Origin of the sequence: Bacillus sp. MMSF_3353 (assembly GCF_030733445.1) — a bacterium.
In the GTDB taxonomy this organism is placed as follows: domain Bacteria; phylum Bacillota; class Bacilli; order Bacillales; family Bacillaceae_G; genus Bacillus_A; species Bacillus_A wiedmannii.
Genome location: NZ_JASHJA010000001.1, coordinates 426,814 through 442,835 on the forward strand (window position 1 = coordinate 426,814; position 16,022 = coordinate 442,835).

At 35.5% G+C, this 16,022-nt stretch carries 22 protein-coding genes; 14 read left to right on the forward strand and 8 right to left on the reverse strand.

The genetic code is table 11. The features are described from left to right. Nucleotides 1-207: 207 nt before the first annotated feature. From gcvT to RBB48_RS02315, 12 genes are all read left to right on the forward strand, one after another. Nucleotides 208-1,308, forward strand: coding sequence for a glycine cleavage system aminomethyltransferase GcvT (gene gcvT, locus RBB48_RS02260; RefSeq protein WP_000631766.1), 1,101 nt, complete (start codon nt 208-210; stop codon nt 1,306-1,308). A gap of 20 nt (nt 1,309-1,328) precedes the next feature. Next, nucleotides 1,329-2,672: an aminomethyl-transferring glycine dehydrogenase subunit 1 gene (gene gcvPA / locus RBB48_RS02265; RefSeq protein WP_000903246.1), complete on the forward strand. Its 1,344-nt coding sequence runs from the start codon at nt 1,329-1,331 to the stop codon at nt 2,670-2,672. Then, nucleotides 2,669-4,144 (forward strand): aminomethyl-transferring glycine dehydrogenase subunit 2, encoded by a 1,476-nt coding sequence (gene gcvPB / locus RBB48_RS02270; RefSeq protein WP_000795689.1) that lies wholly within the window; start codon nt 2,669-2,671, stop codon nt 4,142-4,144. The genes gcvPA and gcvPB overlap by 4 nt, the downstream gene beginning before the upstream one ends. 362 nt (nt 4,145-4,506) lie before the next feature. Next, a complete protein-coding gene (locus RBB48_RS02275; RefSeq protein WP_000639158.1) occupies nt 4,507-4,710 on the forward strand; it encodes a DUF3929 family protein in 204 nt (67 codons plus the stop codon). Nucleotides 4,711-4,780: 70 nt separating this feature from the next. Further along, the gene (locus tag RBB48_RS02280) at nt 4,781-4,972 is read left to right on the forward strand and encodes a hypothetical protein (RefSeq protein WP_000535935.1); all 192 of its coding nucleotides are present in this window, start codon (nt 4,781-4,783) and stop codon (nt 4,970-4,972) included. A gap of 116 nt (nt 4,973-5,088) precedes the next feature. Further along, entirely contained in the window at nt 5,089-5,463 is a 375-nt protein-coding gene (locus tag RBB48_RS02285) for a GntR family transcriptional regulator (protein WP_001021351.1), read from the forward strand. 3 nt (nt 5,464-5,466) lie between these two features. Next, entirely contained in the window at nt 5,467-6,339 is an 873-nt protein-coding gene (locus RBB48_RS02290) for an ABC transporter ATP-binding protein (RefSeq protein ID WP_149213035.1), read from the forward strand. Further along, nucleotides 6,320-6,988: an ABC-2 transporter permease gene (locus tag RBB48_RS02295; protein WP_262719685.1), complete on the forward strand. Its 669-nt coding sequence runs from the start codon at nt 6,320-6,322 to the stop codon at nt 6,986-6,988. The genes RBB48_RS02290 and RBB48_RS02295 overlap by 20 nt, the downstream gene beginning before the upstream one ends. A 14-nt stretch (nt 6,989-7,002) precedes the next feature. Then, the gene (locus tag RBB48_RS02300; protein WP_149213037.1) at nt 7,003-7,635 is read left to right on the forward strand and encodes an ABC-2 transporter permease; all 633 of its coding nucleotides are present in this window, start codon (nt 7,003-7,005) and stop codon (nt 7,633-7,635) included. A gap of 31 nt (nt 7,636-7,666) precedes the next feature. Beyond that, nucleotides 7,667-8,290 (forward strand): ABC-2 transporter permease, encoded by a 624-nt coding sequence (locus RBB48_RS02305; protein ID WP_000595368.1) that lies wholly within the window; start codon nt 7,667-7,669, stop codon nt 8,288-8,290. Next, on the forward strand, nt 8,274-8,897 hold the full coding sequence (locus RBB48_RS02310) for an ABC-2 transporter permease (RefSeq protein ID WP_033662759.1): 624 nt from the start codon (nt 8,274-8,276) through the stop codon (nt 8,895-8,897). The genes RBB48_RS02305 and RBB48_RS02310 overlap by 17 nt, the downstream gene beginning before the upstream one ends. 249 nt (nt 8,898-9,146) lie before the next feature. Further along, a complete protein-coding gene (locus tag RBB48_RS02315; protein WP_141542702.1) occupies nt 9,147-9,332 on the forward strand; it encodes a hypothetical protein in 186 nt (61 codons plus the stop codon). Between the two features lie 16 nt (nt 9,333-9,348). Here RBB48_RS02315 and RBB48_RS02320 read toward each other — a convergent pair whose 3' ends face one another. From RBB48_RS02320 to RBB48_RS02340, 5 genes are all read right to left on the reverse strand, one after another. Further along, nucleotides 9,349-9,606 carry a DUF3975 family protein gene (locus tag RBB48_RS02320; protein WP_087985176.1) on the reverse strand — a complete coding sequence of 86 codons (258 nt, stop codon included), beginning with the start codon at nt 9,604-9,606 and terminating at the stop codon, nt 9,349-9,351. 15 nt (nt 9,607-9,621) lie between these two features. Continuing rightward, entirely contained in the window at nt 9,622-9,936 is a 315-nt protein-coding gene (locus RBB48_RS02325) for a DMT family transporter (RefSeq protein WP_000312623.1), read from the reverse strand. A 1-nt stretch (nt 9,937) separates the two neighbouring features. Then, nucleotides 9,938-10,270 carry a DMT family transporter gene (locus RBB48_RS02330; RefSeq protein WP_000312344.1) on the reverse strand — a complete coding sequence of 111 codons (333 nt, stop codon included), beginning with the start codon at nt 10,268-10,270 and terminating at the stop codon, nt 9,938-9,940. Between the two features lie 71 nt (nt 10,271-10,341). Beyond that, nucleotides 10,342-10,923, reverse strand: a complete 582-nt coding sequence (locus RBB48_RS02335; RefSeq protein ID WP_141474868.1) for a TetR/AcrR family transcriptional regulator — start codon at nt 10,921-10,923, stop codon at nt 10,342-10,344. A gap of 98 nt (nt 10,924-11,021) precedes the next feature. After that, nucleotides 11,022-11,999, reverse strand: coding sequence for a LacI family DNA-binding transcriptional regulator (locus tag RBB48_RS02340; protein WP_001273975.1), 978 nt, complete (start codon nt 11,997-11,999; stop codon nt 11,022-11,024). Nucleotides 12,000-12,313: 314 nt separating this feature from the next. Here RBB48_RS02340 and RBB48_RS02345 point away from each other — a divergent pair, with 314 nt between their 5' ends. Continuing rightward, a complete protein-coding gene (locus tag RBB48_RS02345) occupies nt 12,314-12,850 on the forward strand; it encodes a DNA polymerase III subunit delta (protein WP_306007444.1) in 537 nt (178 codons plus the stop codon). 39 nt (nt 12,851-12,889) lie between these two features. On the opposite strand, the gene RBB48_RS02350 is transcribed toward RBB48_RS02345, so the two are convergent. Next, on the reverse strand, nt 12,890-13,273 hold the full coding sequence (locus RBB48_RS02350; RefSeq protein ID WP_000108656.1) for a rhodanese-like domain-containing protein: 384 nt from the start codon (nt 13,271-13,273) through the stop codon (nt 12,890-12,892). Between the two features lie 170 nt (nt 13,274-13,443). Between RBB48_RS02350 and RBB48_RS02355 the strand changes: the two genes are divergently transcribed. Then, nucleotides 13,444-14,280: a lipoate--protein ligase family protein gene (locus RBB48_RS02355; RefSeq protein WP_000514071.1), complete on the forward strand. Its 837-nt coding sequence runs from the start codon at nt 13,444-13,446 to the stop codon at nt 14,278-14,280. A 28-nt stretch (nt 14,281-14,308) separates the two neighbouring features. Here RBB48_RS02355 and RBB48_RS02360 read toward each other — a convergent pair whose 3' ends face one another. Then, on the reverse strand, nt 14,309-15,148 hold the full coding sequence (locus RBB48_RS02360) for a hypothetical protein (RefSeq protein ID WP_000111931.1): 840 nt from the start codon (nt 15,146-15,148) through the stop codon (nt 14,309-14,311). Between the two features lie 200 nt (nt 15,149-15,348). Next, nucleotides 15,349-16,020 (reverse strand): DUF1129 domain-containing protein, encoded by a 672-nt coding sequence (locus RBB48_RS02365; RefSeq protein ID WP_000993595.1) that lies wholly within the window; start codon nt 16,018-16,020, stop codon nt 15,349-15,351. Nucleotides 16,021-16,022: the final 2 nt, after the last annotated feature.

Sequence of the window (16,022 nt, forward strand, 5' to 3'; positions counted from 1 at the left end):
AATATTGATGAAATATAGCGAATAATGTTAGGATAATGGTGTGAAATGTGTGGAATCTTTCGTATTTTATCCAAGAAAGTGATTTTTTATTTACGCTTTCATAAAAAAATATAATGAGATTCCGTATATCCTATCTTTTCAGAGTGAAAATGTTTAGATATGGCGAGCAACTTTTATTGATTTGTCAAAGCATAAGGGGGAGAGAGCATGATTACATTACAACGTACACCGTTATTTGATGTATACGCGAAGTATGGTGGAAAAACAATCGACTTCGGTGGTTGGGAATTACCAGTTCAATTTTCAAGCATTAAAGAAGAACATGAAGCTGTACGTACGGCTGCAGGTTTGTTCGATGTGTCTCATATGGGAGAAGTTGAGGTAAAAGGTGTAGATAGTTTAGCATTTTTACAACGTGTTGTTACAAATGACGTTTCTACCTTAAAGGTAGGAGGCGCACAATATACAGCTATGTGCTACGAAAATGGTGGTACAGTAGATGATTTATTAATCTACAAACGTGGTGAAGAAGACTATTTATTAGTAATCAATGCATCAAATATCGAGAAAGATTACGAATGGTTAGCTAGCCATGTAATTGGCGATGCGACAGTAGTCAATGTTTCTAGTGAAGTTGCACAGCTTGCAATTCAAGGTCCAAAAGCAGAAGGCATTTTACAAAAAGTTGTGTCAGAAGATTTGAAAGAAATTAAGTTCTTTAAATTTAAAAACGATATTCTTGTAGATGGAATTCCAGCACTTGTATCTCGTACAGGTTACACAGGTGAAGATGGATTTGAAATTTACTGTAAGAGTGAAGATGCTGCAAAACTTTGGGAAAAACTTCTTGAAGTTGGAGCAGAAGAAGGCTTAAAAGCATGTGGTTTAGGTGCTCGCGATACACTTCGCTTCGAAGCAACATTACCACTTTATGGTCAAGAATTATCAAAAGATATTACACCGATTGAAGCTGGCATCGGCTTTGCGGTAAAACCAAATAAAGAAGCAGACTTCTTTGGAAAAGAAACGTTAAAAGAGCAAAAAGAAAACGGTGCGCCTCGTAAATTAGTCGGCATCGAAGTAATCGAACGTGGAATTCCTCGTACACATTACCCTGTATTTATTGGAGAAGAAAAAATCGGGGAAGTAACGAGTGGTACACAATCTCCAACGTTAAAGAAAAGCATTGGTTTAGCACTAATTGATGTAAAATACGCAGCAGTTGATACAGAAGTAGAAATTGAAATTCGTAATAAACGCGTCAAAGCAGTAGTTGTTCCAACACCATTTTATAAACGTTCAAAGTAACGGGGAGAGGGGTAGATTTCATGTTGCATCGTTATCTTCCAATGACAGAAGAAGACAAAAAAGAAATGTTACAAACGATCGGCGTTCAAACGATCGATGAGTTATTCTCTGATATTCCAGAGAGTGTTCGTTTTAAAGGGGATTTAAAAATTAAAGAAGCAAAATCAGAGCCAGAGCTTTTAAAAGAGTTAACTCAAATGGCTAGTAAAAATGCTAACTTAAAAGAATACGCTTCTTTCTTAGGAGCAGGTGTATACGATCATTACGCTCCAGTAATTGTAGATCACGTTATCTCTCGCTCGGAATTTTATACAGCTTACACGCCATACCAACCAGAAATTTCACAAGGGGAATTACAAGCGATCTTTGAATTCCAAACAATGATTTGTGAATTAACAGGAATGGATGTAGCAAACTCTTCTATGTACGACGGAGGTACAGCTTTAGCTGAAGCGGCAATGCTAGCAGCTGGCCATACTCGCAAAAAGAAAATTCTTGTATCTAGTGCAGTTCATCCAGAATCAAGAGCAGTACTTGAAACGTATGCAAAAGGTCAACATCTTGAAGTTGTTGAAATTAATCATAAAGATGGTGTAACAGATTTAGACGTATTACAAAGTGAAGTAGATGATACAGTTGCTTGTGTAATCGTTCAATATCCAAACTTCTTCGGACAAGTTGAAAAATTAGCTGATATTGAAAAAATCGTTCATCAACAAAAATCATTATTTATCGTTTCTTCAAATCCATTATCATTAGGCGCATTAACACCACCAGGAAAATTTGGTGCTGATGTTGTAATCGGTGATGCACAACCATTTGGTATTCCAACGCAGTTTGGTGGACCACACTGTGGTTACTTTGCAACAACGAAAGCATTTATGCGTAAAATTCCAGGACGTCTTGTTGGACAAACTGTAGATTCAGATGGTAAACGTGGATTTGTATTAACGTTACAAGCACGTGAACAGCATATTCGCCGTGATAAAGCGACGTCTAACATTTGTTCAAACCAAGCGTTAAATGCATTAGCAGCATCAGTTGCAATGACGGCACTTGGTAAACAAGGTGTGAAAGAAATGGCACGTCAAAACATTTCTAAAGCACAATATGCAAAACGTCAATTTGAAGCGAAAGGCTTCACTGTAACATTTGCTGGACCATTCTTCAATGAGTTTGTTGTAGATTGCAAGCGTCCAGTGAAAGAAGTAAACGATGCATTATTACAAAAGAATATTATCGGCGGTTACGACCTAGGCCGTGATTATAAAGAGCATGAGAACCATATGCTTGTAGCAGTAACTGAGCTTCGTACAAAAGAGGAAATTGACACACTTGTAAACGAAATGGGGGCTATCCAATGAAGAACCAAGACCAAGCACTTATCTTTGAAGTGAGTAAAGAAGGACGCATAGGATATAGCCTACCAAAATTAGATGTAGAAGAAGTGAAACTAGAAGATGTGTTTGAGAGCGATTATATTCGAGTAGAAGATGCAGAGCTACCAGAAGTATCTGAACTTGACATTATGCGCCACTATACAGCACTTTCAAACCGTAACCACGGTGTAGATTCTGGATTCTATCCACTTGGATCTTGTACGATGAAATATAATCCGAAAATTAACGAGAATGTAGCTCGTTTCGCAGGATTTGCAAATATTCATCCATTACAAGATGAAAAGACAGTACAAGGTGCAATGGAATTAATGTACGACTTACAAGAGCACTTAATTGAGATTACAGGTATGGATACTGTTACATTGCAACCAGCAGCGGGTGCACACGGAGAATGGACAGGTTTAATGTTAATTCGTGCATACCATGAAGCAAATGGTGACTTTAACCGTACGAAAGTAATTGTTCCTGACTCTGCTCACGGAACGAATCCAGCATCTGCAACTGTAGCTGGTTTTGAAACAATTACAGTAAAATCAAATGAACATGGTCTTGTTGACTTAGAAGATTTAAAACGTGTTGTAAACGAAGAAACAGCAGCACTTATGTTAACAAATCCTAATACATTAGGTCTATTCGAAGAAAATATTTTAGAAATGGCAGAAATCGTCCATAACGCAGGCGGTAAATTATACTATGATGGTGCAAACTTAAATGCGGTATTAAGCCAAGCGCGCCCAGGAGATATGGGATTTGACGTTGTGCATTTAAACCTTCATAAAACATTTACAGGTCCTCACGGCGGCGGTGGCCCAGGTTCGGGTCCAGTAGGTGTGAAAGCTGATTTAATTCCGTACTTACCAAAACCAATTTTAGAGAAAACGGAAAATGGCTATCACTTTAACTATGATCGTCCAGAAGCAATTGGGCGCGTAAAACCATTCTATGGTAACTTCGGAATTAACGTTCGTGCATACACATACATTCGTTCTATGGGTCCAGATGGACTACGTGCAGTAACGGAGTATGCGGTATTAAATGCGAACTATATGATGAGAAGATTAGCACCATTCTATGATCTTCCGTTCGATAGACATTGTAAGCATGAGTTTGTATTATCAGGTCGTCGCCAAAAGAAACTTGGCGTACGTACATTAGATATCGCAAAGCGCCTGCTTGATTTCGGTTACCATCCACCGACAATTTACTTCCCATTAAATGTGGAAGAATGTATTATGATTGAGCCGACAGAAACAGAATCAAAAGAAACATTAGATGGTTTCATTGATAAGATGATTCAAATTGCTAAAGAAGTAGAAGAAAATCCAGAAGTTGTACAAGAAGCGCCACATACAACGGTAATTAAACGTTTGGATGAAACATTGGCTGCTCGTAAACCAGTTTTACGTTATGAAAAGCTAGCTCCTGTACAAGTTTAATTAGAATAAAAAAGGAAGAACTCGCTATATGCGGGTTCTTTTTTTGTATGGAGAATTTGTCCCGCGATTTGTGGGCGGATAATCAATGGGGATGAACAAAAATCCCCCGCTGATTAAAGTTTCACTTTATGCAGAACTAGTGAAGAAAATGTTAAAATTTTATATTTTTTGTTTCATAATGGTGTAAAGAAGTAGTTTCATAGGTGATTTTGTTGAAAAAGTCAGTTTGATAAAAGTATTTATTTTTGTTAGAATTTTATTGAAATTAAGAAGATGCAATGAGATAGGAATGACTCATTTTTATGTATATGTGAAAAAACGAGCAAGTTGGGGGTGAAAATGTGGGATATCGGTGTTATAGAATGATATACCATTTAGAAAACGGAAAAACGATTAAAGATGTAAAAGAATTTTGTTATCGAGATCAAGGAAAAGTATTAGAAAGAGTAGCACATCGTGTAATGGATAATAGAGAAGTGACGGCAATTGATAAGAAAGGAACAATCATTTCAATAGCATGTGAGGACATTGTAAAGGTGGAACTTGATTACATAACAGAAAGTTAACCTTGAGTCATATCGAATTATTCGATACAATATACTGTTGAATGGTGACGAGAGAAGAGAGGAGTTTATTATGGGTAGTACAAGACACTTTTATATGTTTATCTTAGCGTTTGTTCTTGTTGTAGCATTAACGATTTATTTAATTGTTGATAGCACTTGGTACAACACAGTTCATCCGGCGTTCCTTCTGTTTATGTATGTAGGAATTGCGGTAGTGAGTTTCGGAATGAGAGATGAGATGTTAGATCGCTTTGAAAAGTGATACATATACGAAAGACCAACAGGAAAATGTTGGTCTTTTTTTCTTGCCAAAAATAGGATGGTGTGTATATACTGTGTATATAAGGTATATACAGTATATACACACTGGAGGAAAACATGAATATTATTATTTCGAATTCTTCCCAAGACCCTATTTATGTACAAATAAGAAAACAATTAAGCCAGCTTATTTTAAATGGTGGTTTAAAGGGTGGAGACCAATTACCGTCTATTCGTAGCTTAGCGAAGGAATTACAAATTAGTGTAATTACAACGAAGCGTGCGTACGAGGAGCTTGAAAAAGAAGGATATATAGAAACTGTTGCTGGGAAGGGGACTTATGTTTCACGTAAAAATAATGAACTACTAAAAGAACAAAGGCTTCGTCTATTGGAAAGTAAAGCGGAAGAGATTGTAAATGAAAGTAAAGCGTTGCAGCTTTCACTTGAAGATTTACAGCAGATGATTGCGTGTTTATATGAGGGGGAATAAGAGATGTTAGAGCTAAAAAATGTTTGTAAAAGTTATCAAGATTTTGCAGTGAAAAATATAAGTTTTACGTTACCACGCGGATATATTATGGGATTTGTCGGACCGAATGGCGCAGGGAAAAGTACGACAATCAAAATGATTATGAATTTAATTCGAAAAGATAGCGGCGATATAAAAATTTTTGGCAAAGACAATAAGAAAGCTGAAAAGGAAATAAAACAAAATATTGGTTTTGTATATGATGAAAATCATTACTACGAAGATTTAACGTGTGAACAAATGAAACGTATTATTGCACCATTATATAAAAAGTGGGATGAAGAGCAGTATCAATCGTATATGCACAGATTACAAGTTCCGAAGTATAAAAAAATTAAAGAACTATCAAAAGGGATGAAAATGAAATTTGCGATTGCTATCGCACTTTCACATCACGCAGAGTTTATCATTATGGATGAACCGACAGCAGGATTAGATCCAGTTGTTCGAAGTGAATTACTTGATATTTTGCAAGAAATTGTAATGGAGGATGAAGTATCTGTATTATTCTCAACGCACATTACAACAGATTTAGAGCGCATCGCAGATTATATCACGTTCATCAATGATGGAGAAATTATATTTACTGGTGAGAAAGATGAACTAATGGAGAACTACGTAATCGTAAAAGGAAGTAATGATTTATTAGACCGAGAAGGAAAAGAATTATTTATTGGATTACGAAAAAATAAATTTGGTTTCGAAGGTTTAGCGAAGGATAAACAAGCAATTATCGATTGGTTTGGAAATGAGGTTGTACTAGAAAAGCCTACATTAGATGATATTATCGTTTACACCGCAAAAGGGAGAGGTGCCTGTGCGTCAGCTCATCTATAAAGATTTGTTCTTTTTTCGGGGGATATGGTCAGTGTATCTTACTATACCCTTTGTATTCTTTTTGTTTGAAAACGGTGGTGAAATGCTGTTTCCTATGAGTTGTTTATTTATAACTCTTTCCTCAGTTACGATATTAATTGTAATAGATGAACGGAATACAAGCGACATTGTTATGAATAGTTTACCGTTAAGTAGAAAGGATATCGTGATTGCTAGATATATATCTAGCGCAATATTTATTGTAGGTGGCATGTTCTCTACGTTGTTGCTTATTTTCCTTATAAGAGGTATCGCTGTTATTGGTGATATCGGTGCATATCATCCTAATCTATACATTGAAATTCCATGGTATGGAGTAGTAAATGGGCTTGTTTACGCCGTATTTTTAGTTGTCACCTTTTTCCCTAGTTATTATGCTATAAAATCGAATGTAGTAAGAAGTCTAGTATCAGCAGCATCAATAGGAGTCGGGGGGATACTTTGGATATTTATTAGTGATGGGCTGAATGAAACAACACCTTCATTCATGGAGTGGATTATGAATCCTATGCATATTGGTGTATTTATAGTTGGATTCATTGCATTAGTCAGTATTTATATCGCTTCTATGTTTCTTACAATTAAAATTTATGAAGCACGTGATTTGTAGAGAGGAGAATTCATATGAAACAGTTGATTTTGAAGGAGTTTTTCTTACAGAAGAAGATGTTTCCTTTCTATTTTTTAATACCTATTTTATCTGTTTTTAGAAATTCTGTAGAACCAATGGGGATTGCAATAGGATTATTTATAACATGTAGTACGATTATATATATTTCTTTTTATTATGAAGAAAAAAGTAAAACAGAAAAAGTATTAGTGAGTTTGCCTATAATGAGAAAAGAGATAGTTATAGCTAAATATATTTCAACCACATTATTTATTATAGTCGGTTTGAGTATAACCTCTATAGTCGTAATATTAGGAAATATTTTGTTGAACAGAGATATAGTTATGCCTGGATATGCAATATTTTCAGCAATAGTAGCAACCTTGATTTATTGTGTAGTAACGATACCTACTAATTACATTGGGGGATATAAAGCTATTACTGTCTTGAATGTGATTATGATTTTTCCTTTAATGGGTATGATTGGCCTTATGTGCAATATTTTTGGTGATGAAATAATCATGTTAAAAGTACTCCACTCTCAAGAGGCTACACTAGCAATGAGTGTTGTTGGTATCGGAGTGTTAGTAAGTATAGTCGTATCAATGTTGCTCTCAATGAAAATGTTTCAGGAGGCAGAGTTATAGAAAGGGCATTTTCATATTAGGAGGGTAAAACATGATCAAGCAATTAGTCTTAAAAGATATGATGTTGCAAAGAAAGTTAGGATTTGTTTATCTTATATGTTTGTTTTTCCTTGCTATTGTTGATTTTCATAGTGATAGTTTCCTTATGACGATTAGCGTATCTATACCTTTTCTTGGTATGGTACTGTCAATGAGCTATGAGGGGAAAAATAAAAGTGAAATAATAGTAAATAGTTTACCGTTTGAGCGGAAAGATATTGTCATAGGGAAATACATATTTGTAAGTATTTTAGTTGCTTTAGGTGGAGGTTTCTCGCTAGTGATTGGTTTAATTCAGTTACAAAATGAATATATAACTGGACTTATGCTGTGGGGAGCTGTTCTTGGCGGAATAACGGGAGGATTGGTTTGTAGCATAATCGTACTCCCAATTGAATTTTTAGTAGGATATAGCAGTGCAAAACAAATTGCTCCGTTTGCCGGACTTGCGTTGGGGTATTTAAGTGGACTGATTGTAAGTAACGTCTGGTTAGATGTAGAAAATGCTTGGAACACGAGTTTAGTCGTAAATATTTGTTTTATAGCAGGGCTGCTTCTTTTATATGTTATGTCCATGTTTTTCTCAATTCATTTTTATAATGAGCGTGATCTGTGAGGGGGGAATAGCATTGAAACAACTAATTTTAAAAGATTTCATCATTCAATGGAAATTTTTAATTTGGTACATACTGTATCCTGTTTTCTTTTATATGGCCTTAACAGATACGAAAAATCTGTTCATAATTATGTCAGTAATTTTTACAATTGGGGCAACAGTAAAAACATTTGAAGCAGATAGTAAAAATGAGAGTGAAGTTATAGTAAATAGCTTACCAATATGGAGAAAACAAATTGTGTATGCAAAATATATAGTAGCAATGATTATTCTTTTTATAAGCGCAACGGTCGGTTGTTTCACGATGGGAATGAAGAGTGGGGTTAACCTATTTGAATTTATTGAAACGACAATGGTTGCTAGTATTAGCTTTATTTTAATGTATTTAAGTTTTGTTTTACCAATATCGTTTTGGTTAGCGTATAAAAAAACTATTTTTATTGCGATTTTTATATTGATAGCACCTATGGCTGTTTCCTCTATTTTCTTTGGAATCAACCTAGAACAAATTCAACTATATAACAGCATGTTATTCGTTAGTTCAATATGCATGTTCATAATATCTATCTTCGTTTCAGTCAAATTGTATGAGAAAAGAGAATTTTAAAAGGTGCCTTATATAAGGCACCTTCTTCAATAACGACAATATGAAAGTAAAAGTTTATAAACAGAGAGGCTATTCGGTACAACATCTTTTGGAGTATGTAATATAAAGCTGAAAATGATAACGAGAATGAGAAAGAAGAAAAATAAAAATAGGATCTGCTTATGTATAGAATTTTGCATATTATCCACTCCTTTTTTAGGTAGTATGTCCAAAAGAAAGGAGTGTATGAAAAATGTTAGGGGGAGAATGATGAACAAAAGAAAATGGTTATATAGAATAGGGGTACTTTTATTTTCAATCGGTCTCATATTAGCAAATTTCTATTCAGATATACCATCACCAATTCCTAATTTACATAAAGGAATTGGTATAAGTATTGTCATAGTTGGTCTTCTTTGTCTTATCACATCAAACTTCTACAGAAAGTCTGAATGAATGTAAAAAAGGACAGTTACTCTTTTTCAGAAGTACTGTCCTTTTTAAATAATTTATTCCATAGTTTGGCGATACTCCATATAATGACGATTGCAATGGAGGCAATAACTGACCAAGCAATAGATGCAATTTCAAGTGCCATGCTAGGAAGGAAGGTAAGAATGGATACTATTTTATGAAACAACCATTCTATTATATGAAAACTGATTTGCAATAGAATGACACTCCCGAGTGTAATCCATGCTAACATTTGTTTTCCTTTTTCTTTCCACATGACATTCACCTCACGTTAGCTTAATAGTTTTAAGCCAACAGCGCCGCATAGAATGCAACTTAAGAAGGCAAGACGACGCCAATCCGCTGATTCGCGGAAAATAAGAATACCTAGAAGTGCACTTCCCGCAGTTCCGATTCCAGTCCAAATCGCGTAAGCAGTTCCCATCGGTAACGTGTTCATCGCAAGGGATAAGAAGAAGAAACTTACGCCGAAGTTAGCGATTAAAATAACTTTTGGTGCCCAGCCTTTCTTTTCAGTGGCTACTTTCATAAAGAGTACACCAATAATTTCACAAATACCAGCTAGAATTAAAAATACCCAAGCCATTTTATGCGGCCTCCTTCGCTTCTTTTTCTTCTGTTACTCGTTTTAGCCCAATTACTCCGAAGAAGATTAAACCGATTAATAAAACTTTTACAATAGAGAAAGGTTCTCCGAAGACGAAAATCTCTGTAAGAACGATCCCACCAGCTCCAATTCCTGTAAAGACTGCATATACAGTGCCGACAGGTAAATCTTTATAAGCTCTAAATAATAAGACGAAACTAATTGTAATTAATAACGCAACACCAGCCCATTCAAGTGGTGCCTCCGCTTTTTTAAGTCCAATAACCCAAAAGATTTCAATAATACCAGCTATGATTACATAAATCCATGCCATATGTCATTTCTCCTTCCTACCAGTCGTTAGGTAAAGGGCTTAAAAACGACGCATTGCAAAGGAGCAATCCGTCAGTTTGAAAGACCTCGCCAAAATACTTGCCAAGAGGCGTTTAAACGAGTCTCAAAGCGATTTAAACCTGCGAATAGTAGTTCCACCATAAGTCCGTCCAGTAAGCATAGAAAAGCTTCTAGAGCGTCTTTTACTTCAATGTTATGCAGTTCACTTTGCTCGTTTGCCTGTTTAAATATAGGGAATAAAAGTTTTCCGACGTTTTCAATGTGTGCATTCGCTTTTTTGATAATTTGTACGCGGAATGCATCAGGCGGAAAATAAGAAGTTCGTAACCAAAACATTGATTCTTCACTTTCACCAAATCGTTTTGCGTAGCCCTTTAGTAACTGTAAGAGCAATTCTTCAGTAGACGAATTTGAAAATTTTTCGATATCGTCTGTGAAGCTCTGTAAATCTTTTTGAAGAGCAGATTCTAAACATATAAAATATAGCTCTTCTTTTCCTTTAAAGTGTGCGTAAATCGATGGTTTTTTAATCCCAACTTCTTGAGCAATATTTGCCAATGAAGTTCCTTCGTAGCCGTAGCGTGCGAAATGAGAAAGTGCTACAGCTTTAATGCGGTTTGCTGTCATTTTCATCCCCTACCTACCGTTCGTTAGGTTCATTATATGAGATGGAAAATATAAAGTCAATAGGTGAAGAGCTGAAAAAGAGCGCTACAGGTAACGCTCTTTTTTTAGACAGTATCTCGCTCAATTAAATGGAATGAAAGCTCTTCTGCCTTCCCGGCAATTTGCTCGCTTTGGATTTGTTTATGGAATAAAGAAAAAGCATGTGAGCCCATTGCGAGACCGGGGTGTTCAATTGTGGAAATTTCTAACGCCTTTGAAATTTCATGATTATCAAATCCAAGGATAGCAAGTTCTTCAGGGACCCGAATGCCATGTTTTCGCGCCTCTGTTAATAAACCAGCTGCAACTTGATCGTTCGCTGTAAAAATAGCGGTTGGGCGATTTTTCATGTTTAAAATGCGATGAAGTATTTTTGCACCATCCTGCATCGTATAGCATTGATGAAAAATCCAATCTGGATGTACCGTTTTACCTTCGTTATGCAGCGTATCAGCAAATGCTTTTTCGCGCTCCATAGAATTTGCACTCGTTTTTCTTGCTAAACAGATTCCGATTTTTTCATGGCCTTTACTGAGTAAATAGGCAGTGCCGAGACGGAAGCCTTCATAGTGATCTACGTAGACGGATGAAATGAGGGGATGCTTTATCTTTTCACATGAAATAATAGGGGCAAATTTTGCGAAAGGTTCAATTTGTTCCCAAGAACTCGTTCGAGAGCAAATAATCATTCCGTCGAATTGTTTCATTTTCATCATTTCAAGAACACGAATCTCTTCGAGGCTATCGTAATTTGTTTGACATAAATTAATGTGATATCCAGCTGTTAACGCTTCGTTTCCGATTCCTTCAATAATTGTACTGAAGTATGGAAGATTAATGAAAGGGAGCATAACCCCGATTGTATATGTTTTTCCCTTTATTAAATGAATAGCATTTATATTTTTTGCATAGTTCAATTCTTCAACAGCATCTAGAACACGCTTACGTTTTTCTTCTTTTACGTAAGGGTGATTATTAAGGACGCGGGAAACAGTTGATATGGATACACCAGCGGTTTTTGCAATTTGTTTTATATTGGCCATATGTATCACCTCTCTCCCTTATTATAAGGGGAAAATAATAAGAATGAAAAAATCTTGACCTGAAAAGCTTTTCACAAACTATGGTATGAATAAGGCTTCTTTTTATTCGCGTAACCTTTTCACTTGGGCGTAAGAATGATAGGGGTCTTTTTGTTTGCAAAATAGTTTTGTCAAAATGTGTGAGAATAACGTGGAAAGTTTTCAAAGGTGGAGTTTGGTAGCGAAGCGAATATGAAGAGCATATAAACGCTGCGTTCGTTAAGAGGGCGGTATGAAAGGGCGGAAACAAATTGAAAAAAAGAATCATTTGTTTCGTGTTTTCTAGTCTAGTGCTAAGTTCATGTTCGTTTCAGCAAACGATGCAAGAAGAAAAAAACTTTGTGGGAACAACAGGGGGAGTGATGGATCGTGTTACGGATCCTATTCCGCTAAAGGAGCTTCCGAAATATTTTCCGGTGAAATTTAAAGTTCCGGAGTTTTTACCGTATGACATTACGAGTGATGTGAAGGGGGAAGTCAGAACGATTGGGAAAAAGAAGGCTGTTTTAATGATTAAATATAAACAGCGGGAGCCAGGTAGAAATGAGTATATTGAGTTAAATGTTGCGAACTTTCCTTATAGTTTTCCGGATCTCGTGGAAGAGAAACGATTTCAAGAACAAATGAAATTGAATAGTGGAGCATTCGCTTATTTTAAAAATAAAGATGACTCTGGGCGAGGAGATGAATTCGCTACGCTTATTTGGAAAGAGAAAGGACTTGAATATCAGATTTTGTATCGTAATGCACAAGAGAATGATAAAGATGTGATTAAGCAAAATTTATTATACATTGCAAATAATATGGAATGAAAAAACTAGCTGAATGATTCAGCTAGTTTTTGTATGTTATTATTTCTTTTTAATTTTTCCAGTCCACGTTTTGAATCCACCTTGTAATTGGTAGAAATCTTTGTAGCCTTGTTTTTTTAAGTATTGAGCTGCACGACCAGTACGGAATCCGCTTTGGCAGTATAAGTAAACTGGTTGATCTTTGCGAAGTTCTTTATGACGAAGGCGAATTTGTGATAACGGAATGTTACGTGCGCCTAAAATATGTCCTGCAGTATATTCGTCTGCTTCGCGAATATCGATAAGCTGTGCTTTACGGTAGCCAGCGCGAAACTCTTCTTCTGAAAGTGTTTTAATTAATTTTCTCTGATAGAAATACATCCATACAGTGTAGCCGATGAACGCTACGATTACGGCTAATAAAATAATCCAAGTTGTTGACACGGTTCTATCGCTCCCTTTTTTCTTATCCTACTTTCAATATTATAATGCCCGTATGTATTTATGCAACAGATTCATTTGCATATAAGAAGAAATTTCGTATTCTTTCACAAATTTTGTCGAATTTGGTAGACTAGAGAATGTGAAAAATAATTGGTTATATGAGGTGCAGGATGGGAAAAGAAAAATGGTGTTATATTAACTCTGGTCAATGTTCACCGGCATTTAATATGGCGTTAGATGAATGTTTATTAAATTGGCAAAGTGAAAAGAAAATGCCACCAACCATTCGTTTTTATGAATGGGAAGTACCAACATTAACAGTTGGGTATTTCCAGCGTGTTGAAAAAGATATTAATATGGATGTAGTTAACGAAAAGAAATATGGATTCGTTCGTCGTCAAACAGGCGGCAGGGGTGTACTACATGATAAAGAATTAACGTACAGTGTTATTGTGTCTGAAGATCATCCAAATATGCCAAAAACAGTTACAGAAGCGTATCGTATTATTTCGCAAGGTTTATTAGACGGTTTTAAGGCATTAGGATTAGAAGCATATTATGCAGTTCCAAAAACAGAAGCAGACCGTGAAAATTTAAAAAATCCACGTTCAGGAGTATGCTTTGATGCACCATCTTGGTATGAAATTGTAGTAGAGGGAAGAAAAATCGCAGGTAGTGCTCAAACACGTCAAAAAGGTGTGATTTTACAGCACGGATCGATTCCGTTAGAAATAGATTTAGATGAATTATACGATCTGTTTTTATTCCCGAATGAACGTGTAAAAGAGCGTATGAAGAGTATGTTCTCTTCTAAAGCGGTAGCAATTAATGAATTAACAGACCGTACGTTTACAATTGAACAGTTAATTAAAGCGTTTGAGGTTGGGTTTGAAAAAGGATTAGATGTAGAGCTTGTTCCGTATGAATTAACAGAAGAACAGTTACATGAAGTGCAAACATTAGCAAAAGAGAAGTATGAGAGTAAGGAATGGAATTATAAAAAATAAGAGGTGGCAATTGCCACCTCTTATTATTTTATAGTAAATTAAGTACTTTTTCTACTTTGATTCCTTTATCTTGTAAAGAACGAAGGCGATTTACAACGTCCATAATTTCTTTGTCAAATGTAACGCTAATACCTTGGCTTTGTAGTTCTTTTTTTAAGCTTTCAATAGAATCATCTATGTCGATGCCAAGCTCGTAATCTTGACAAACTTCAATTGTCTTTTTCACAAGTTTCACATAATTTTCTTGTAGTTTTGTATTTGTTTCAGTCAAAGCAGGTTGCTTCGGTTTTGCAGGAGCGACCGGTGCTGTCTCTTGCTTTGTAACTGGAGTTGGTGCTGCTTTTTTCACAGGTGCTGGAGTAGATAATTCCACAGCTGCTTCTACACTTACTGGCTTCGGTGTCGGTACCGGAGTAGGTTTAGATGCTGCAGGTGTTTCTACTCGCGTAACAGGTTTTGGAGCAGGTGTAACTGCTTTTGGAGCTTCTACAACTACTTCTTTTTTCGGAGTAGCTTCTACAACAGTTTCTTCTTGCTCAGCAGCTTCTTTATTTTCTTTGCTCCACATAACGCGTTCAACTTCTAGAGAAACATTATTTTTGTTCATCGCTGTTAATGTAACTTTACCAACCTCAGCGTTCCCAGTGAAATCAACAATTTTATAAATAACACTCTTGTTCCAATCCACGTTTCCGCTCAAAAATAATTCTTCGTTACATTTCGGCGTTAAGCCCTCGATTTTAATTTCTGCGTTTACACCGTTTTCACTATATACCATAATTAGCGAAGCATTTACATCTTCGTCTGCTAACATTAGTTCACGTACCATTTTGCCGGTGCGTACTTGCGTTTTCTTCTTAACTGACATTTAATTTCTCCTCTCAAAAATTCAGTAATAATAAAAAAATCGTATAACGAAAAATAATTGCTCACGAAGATTTATGATACCGATAATAAAAGCATCACGTCAACAATTAACTTTAATTATTTTGCATTTTTCTTATTTTCTTTATGAAATTTTTCAATTTGTAAAATTAGACAGAAGAAAAACAGCCTTTTGAAAGGCTGTTAAAAATTTGATTTTTTATATAGTAATTTATATAAAACAAAAAATAAGATAGCGATTAAGGCGTTTTGCCAAAAGGTTAGATGATAAATGAGATAAGGTTGTTTTTTAAAATAAATATTTAAGAATATAGCGGAACAAAATGGGATAGCAAATGCGAATCCAAATAGAATTCTTCTTTTCCAATTCATTTTCTGATCAAAGGAGTACCGCTTTAATAAATATAAAATGAATAGTATACCTAGTATAATTATTGAAACCGACAAAGTAGTTCCAAGGATACTAAAAGGTGGACTTATTATTTCGGTGTTCTTTTCAAAAAAGAAAATGAAAAGAGAAGCAATGGTGTCCATTCCAAACTGTATAGCGAGAAGTAAGCTAATAACAAAGCCGATTAAAGAAGTTTTTTCTAACATTGTTTGAACCGGCAAAGCCGATATGAGTTCATCACAATAAGATTGTAAGTCATCACCAAAAATATCATAAGCATTTTTATTTTCTGTTTGTGCTTCGATGAGATGGTCTAATATTTCTAGTAATAGTTCTTCTACTTGTTGTTCTGGCACGTTAGATAAACGAAGATAAACTAACATATCGCTATAAACGACTTCATTTTCAGGTGTTAGAAGTTCGCGTTTTTTGTTGTTCAATTTAATCATGTCTTGCGCATTCATCC

Excerpts from the sequence above, each read along its gene's own strand:
- RBB48_RS02365 (WP_000993595.1), bottom strand. The coding sequence starts at position 16,020 with ATGAATGCGCAAGACATGATTAAATTGAACAACAAAAAACGCGAACTT.
- RBB48_RS02340 (WP_001273975.1), bottom strand. The coding sequence starts at position 11,999 with ATGGCCAATATAAAACAAATTGCAAAAACCGCTGGTGTATCCATATCA.
- RBB48_RS02320 (WP_087985176.1), bottom strand. The coding sequence starts at position 9,606 with ATGTGGAAAGAAAAAGGAAAACAAATGTTAGCATGGATTACACTCGGG.
- gcvT (WP_000631766.1), top strand. The coding sequence starts at position 208 with ATGATTACATTACAACGTACACCGTTATTTGATGTATACGCGAAGTAT.
- RBB48_RS02285 (WP_001021351.1), top strand. The coding sequence starts at position 5,089 with ATGAATATTATTATTTCGAATTCTTCCCAAGACCCTATTTATGTACAA.
- RBB48_RS02305 (WP_000595368.1), top strand. The coding sequence starts at position 7,667 with ATGATCAAGCAATTAGTCTTAAAAGATATGATGTTGCAAAGAAAGTTA.
- RBB48_RS02280 (WP_000535935.1), top strand. The coding sequence starts at position 4,781 with ATGGGTAGTACAAGACACTTTTATATGTTTATCTTAGCGTTTGTTCTT.
- RBB48_RS02275 (WP_000639158.1), top strand. The coding sequence starts at position 4,507 with ATGATATACCATTTAGAAAACGGAAAAACGATTAAAGATGTAAAAGAA.
- RBB48_RS02300 (WP_149213037.1), top strand. The coding sequence starts at position 7,003 with ATGAAACAGTTGATTTTGAAGGAGTTTTTCTTACAGAAGAAGATGTTT.
- gcvPB (WP_000795689.1), top strand. The coding sequence starts at position 2,669 with ATGAAGAACCAAGACCAAGCACTTATCTTTGAAGTGAGTAAAGAAGGA.
- RBB48_RS02315 (WP_141542702.1), top strand. The coding sequence starts at position 9,147 with ATGAACAAAAGAAAATGGTTATATAGAATAGGGGTACTTTTATTTTCA.
- gcvPA (WP_000903246.1), top strand. The coding sequence starts at position 1,329 with ATGTTGCATCGTTATCTTCCAATGACAGAAGAAGACAAAAAAGAAATG.
- RBB48_RS02335 (WP_141474868.1), bottom strand. The coding sequence starts at position 10,923 with ATGAAAATGACAGCAAACCGCATTAAAGCTGTAGCACTTTCTCATTTC.
- RBB48_RS02360 (WP_000111931.1), bottom strand. The coding sequence starts at position 15,148 with ATGTCAGTTAAGAAGAAAACGCAAGTACGCACCGGCAAAATGGTACGT.
- RBB48_RS02310 (WP_033662759.1), top strand. The coding sequence starts at position 8,274 with ATGAGCGTGATCTGTGAGGGGGGAATAGCATTGAAACAACTAATTTTA.
- RBB48_RS02355 (WP_000514071.1), top strand. The coding sequence starts at position 13,444 with ATGGGAAAAGAAAAATGGTGTTATATTAACTCTGGTCAATGTTCACCG.
- RBB48_RS02330 (WP_000312344.1), bottom strand. The coding sequence starts at position 10,270 with ATGGCATGGATTTATGTAATCATAGCTGGTATTATTGAAATCTTTTGG.
- RBB48_RS02325 (WP_000312623.1), bottom strand. The coding sequence starts at position 9,936 with ATGGCTTGGGTATTTTTAATTCTAGCTGGTATTTGTGAAATTATTGGT.
- RBB48_RS02290 (WP_149213035.1), top strand. The coding sequence starts at position 5,467 with ATGTTAGAGCTAAAAAATGTTTGTAAAAGTTATCAAGATTTTGCAGTG.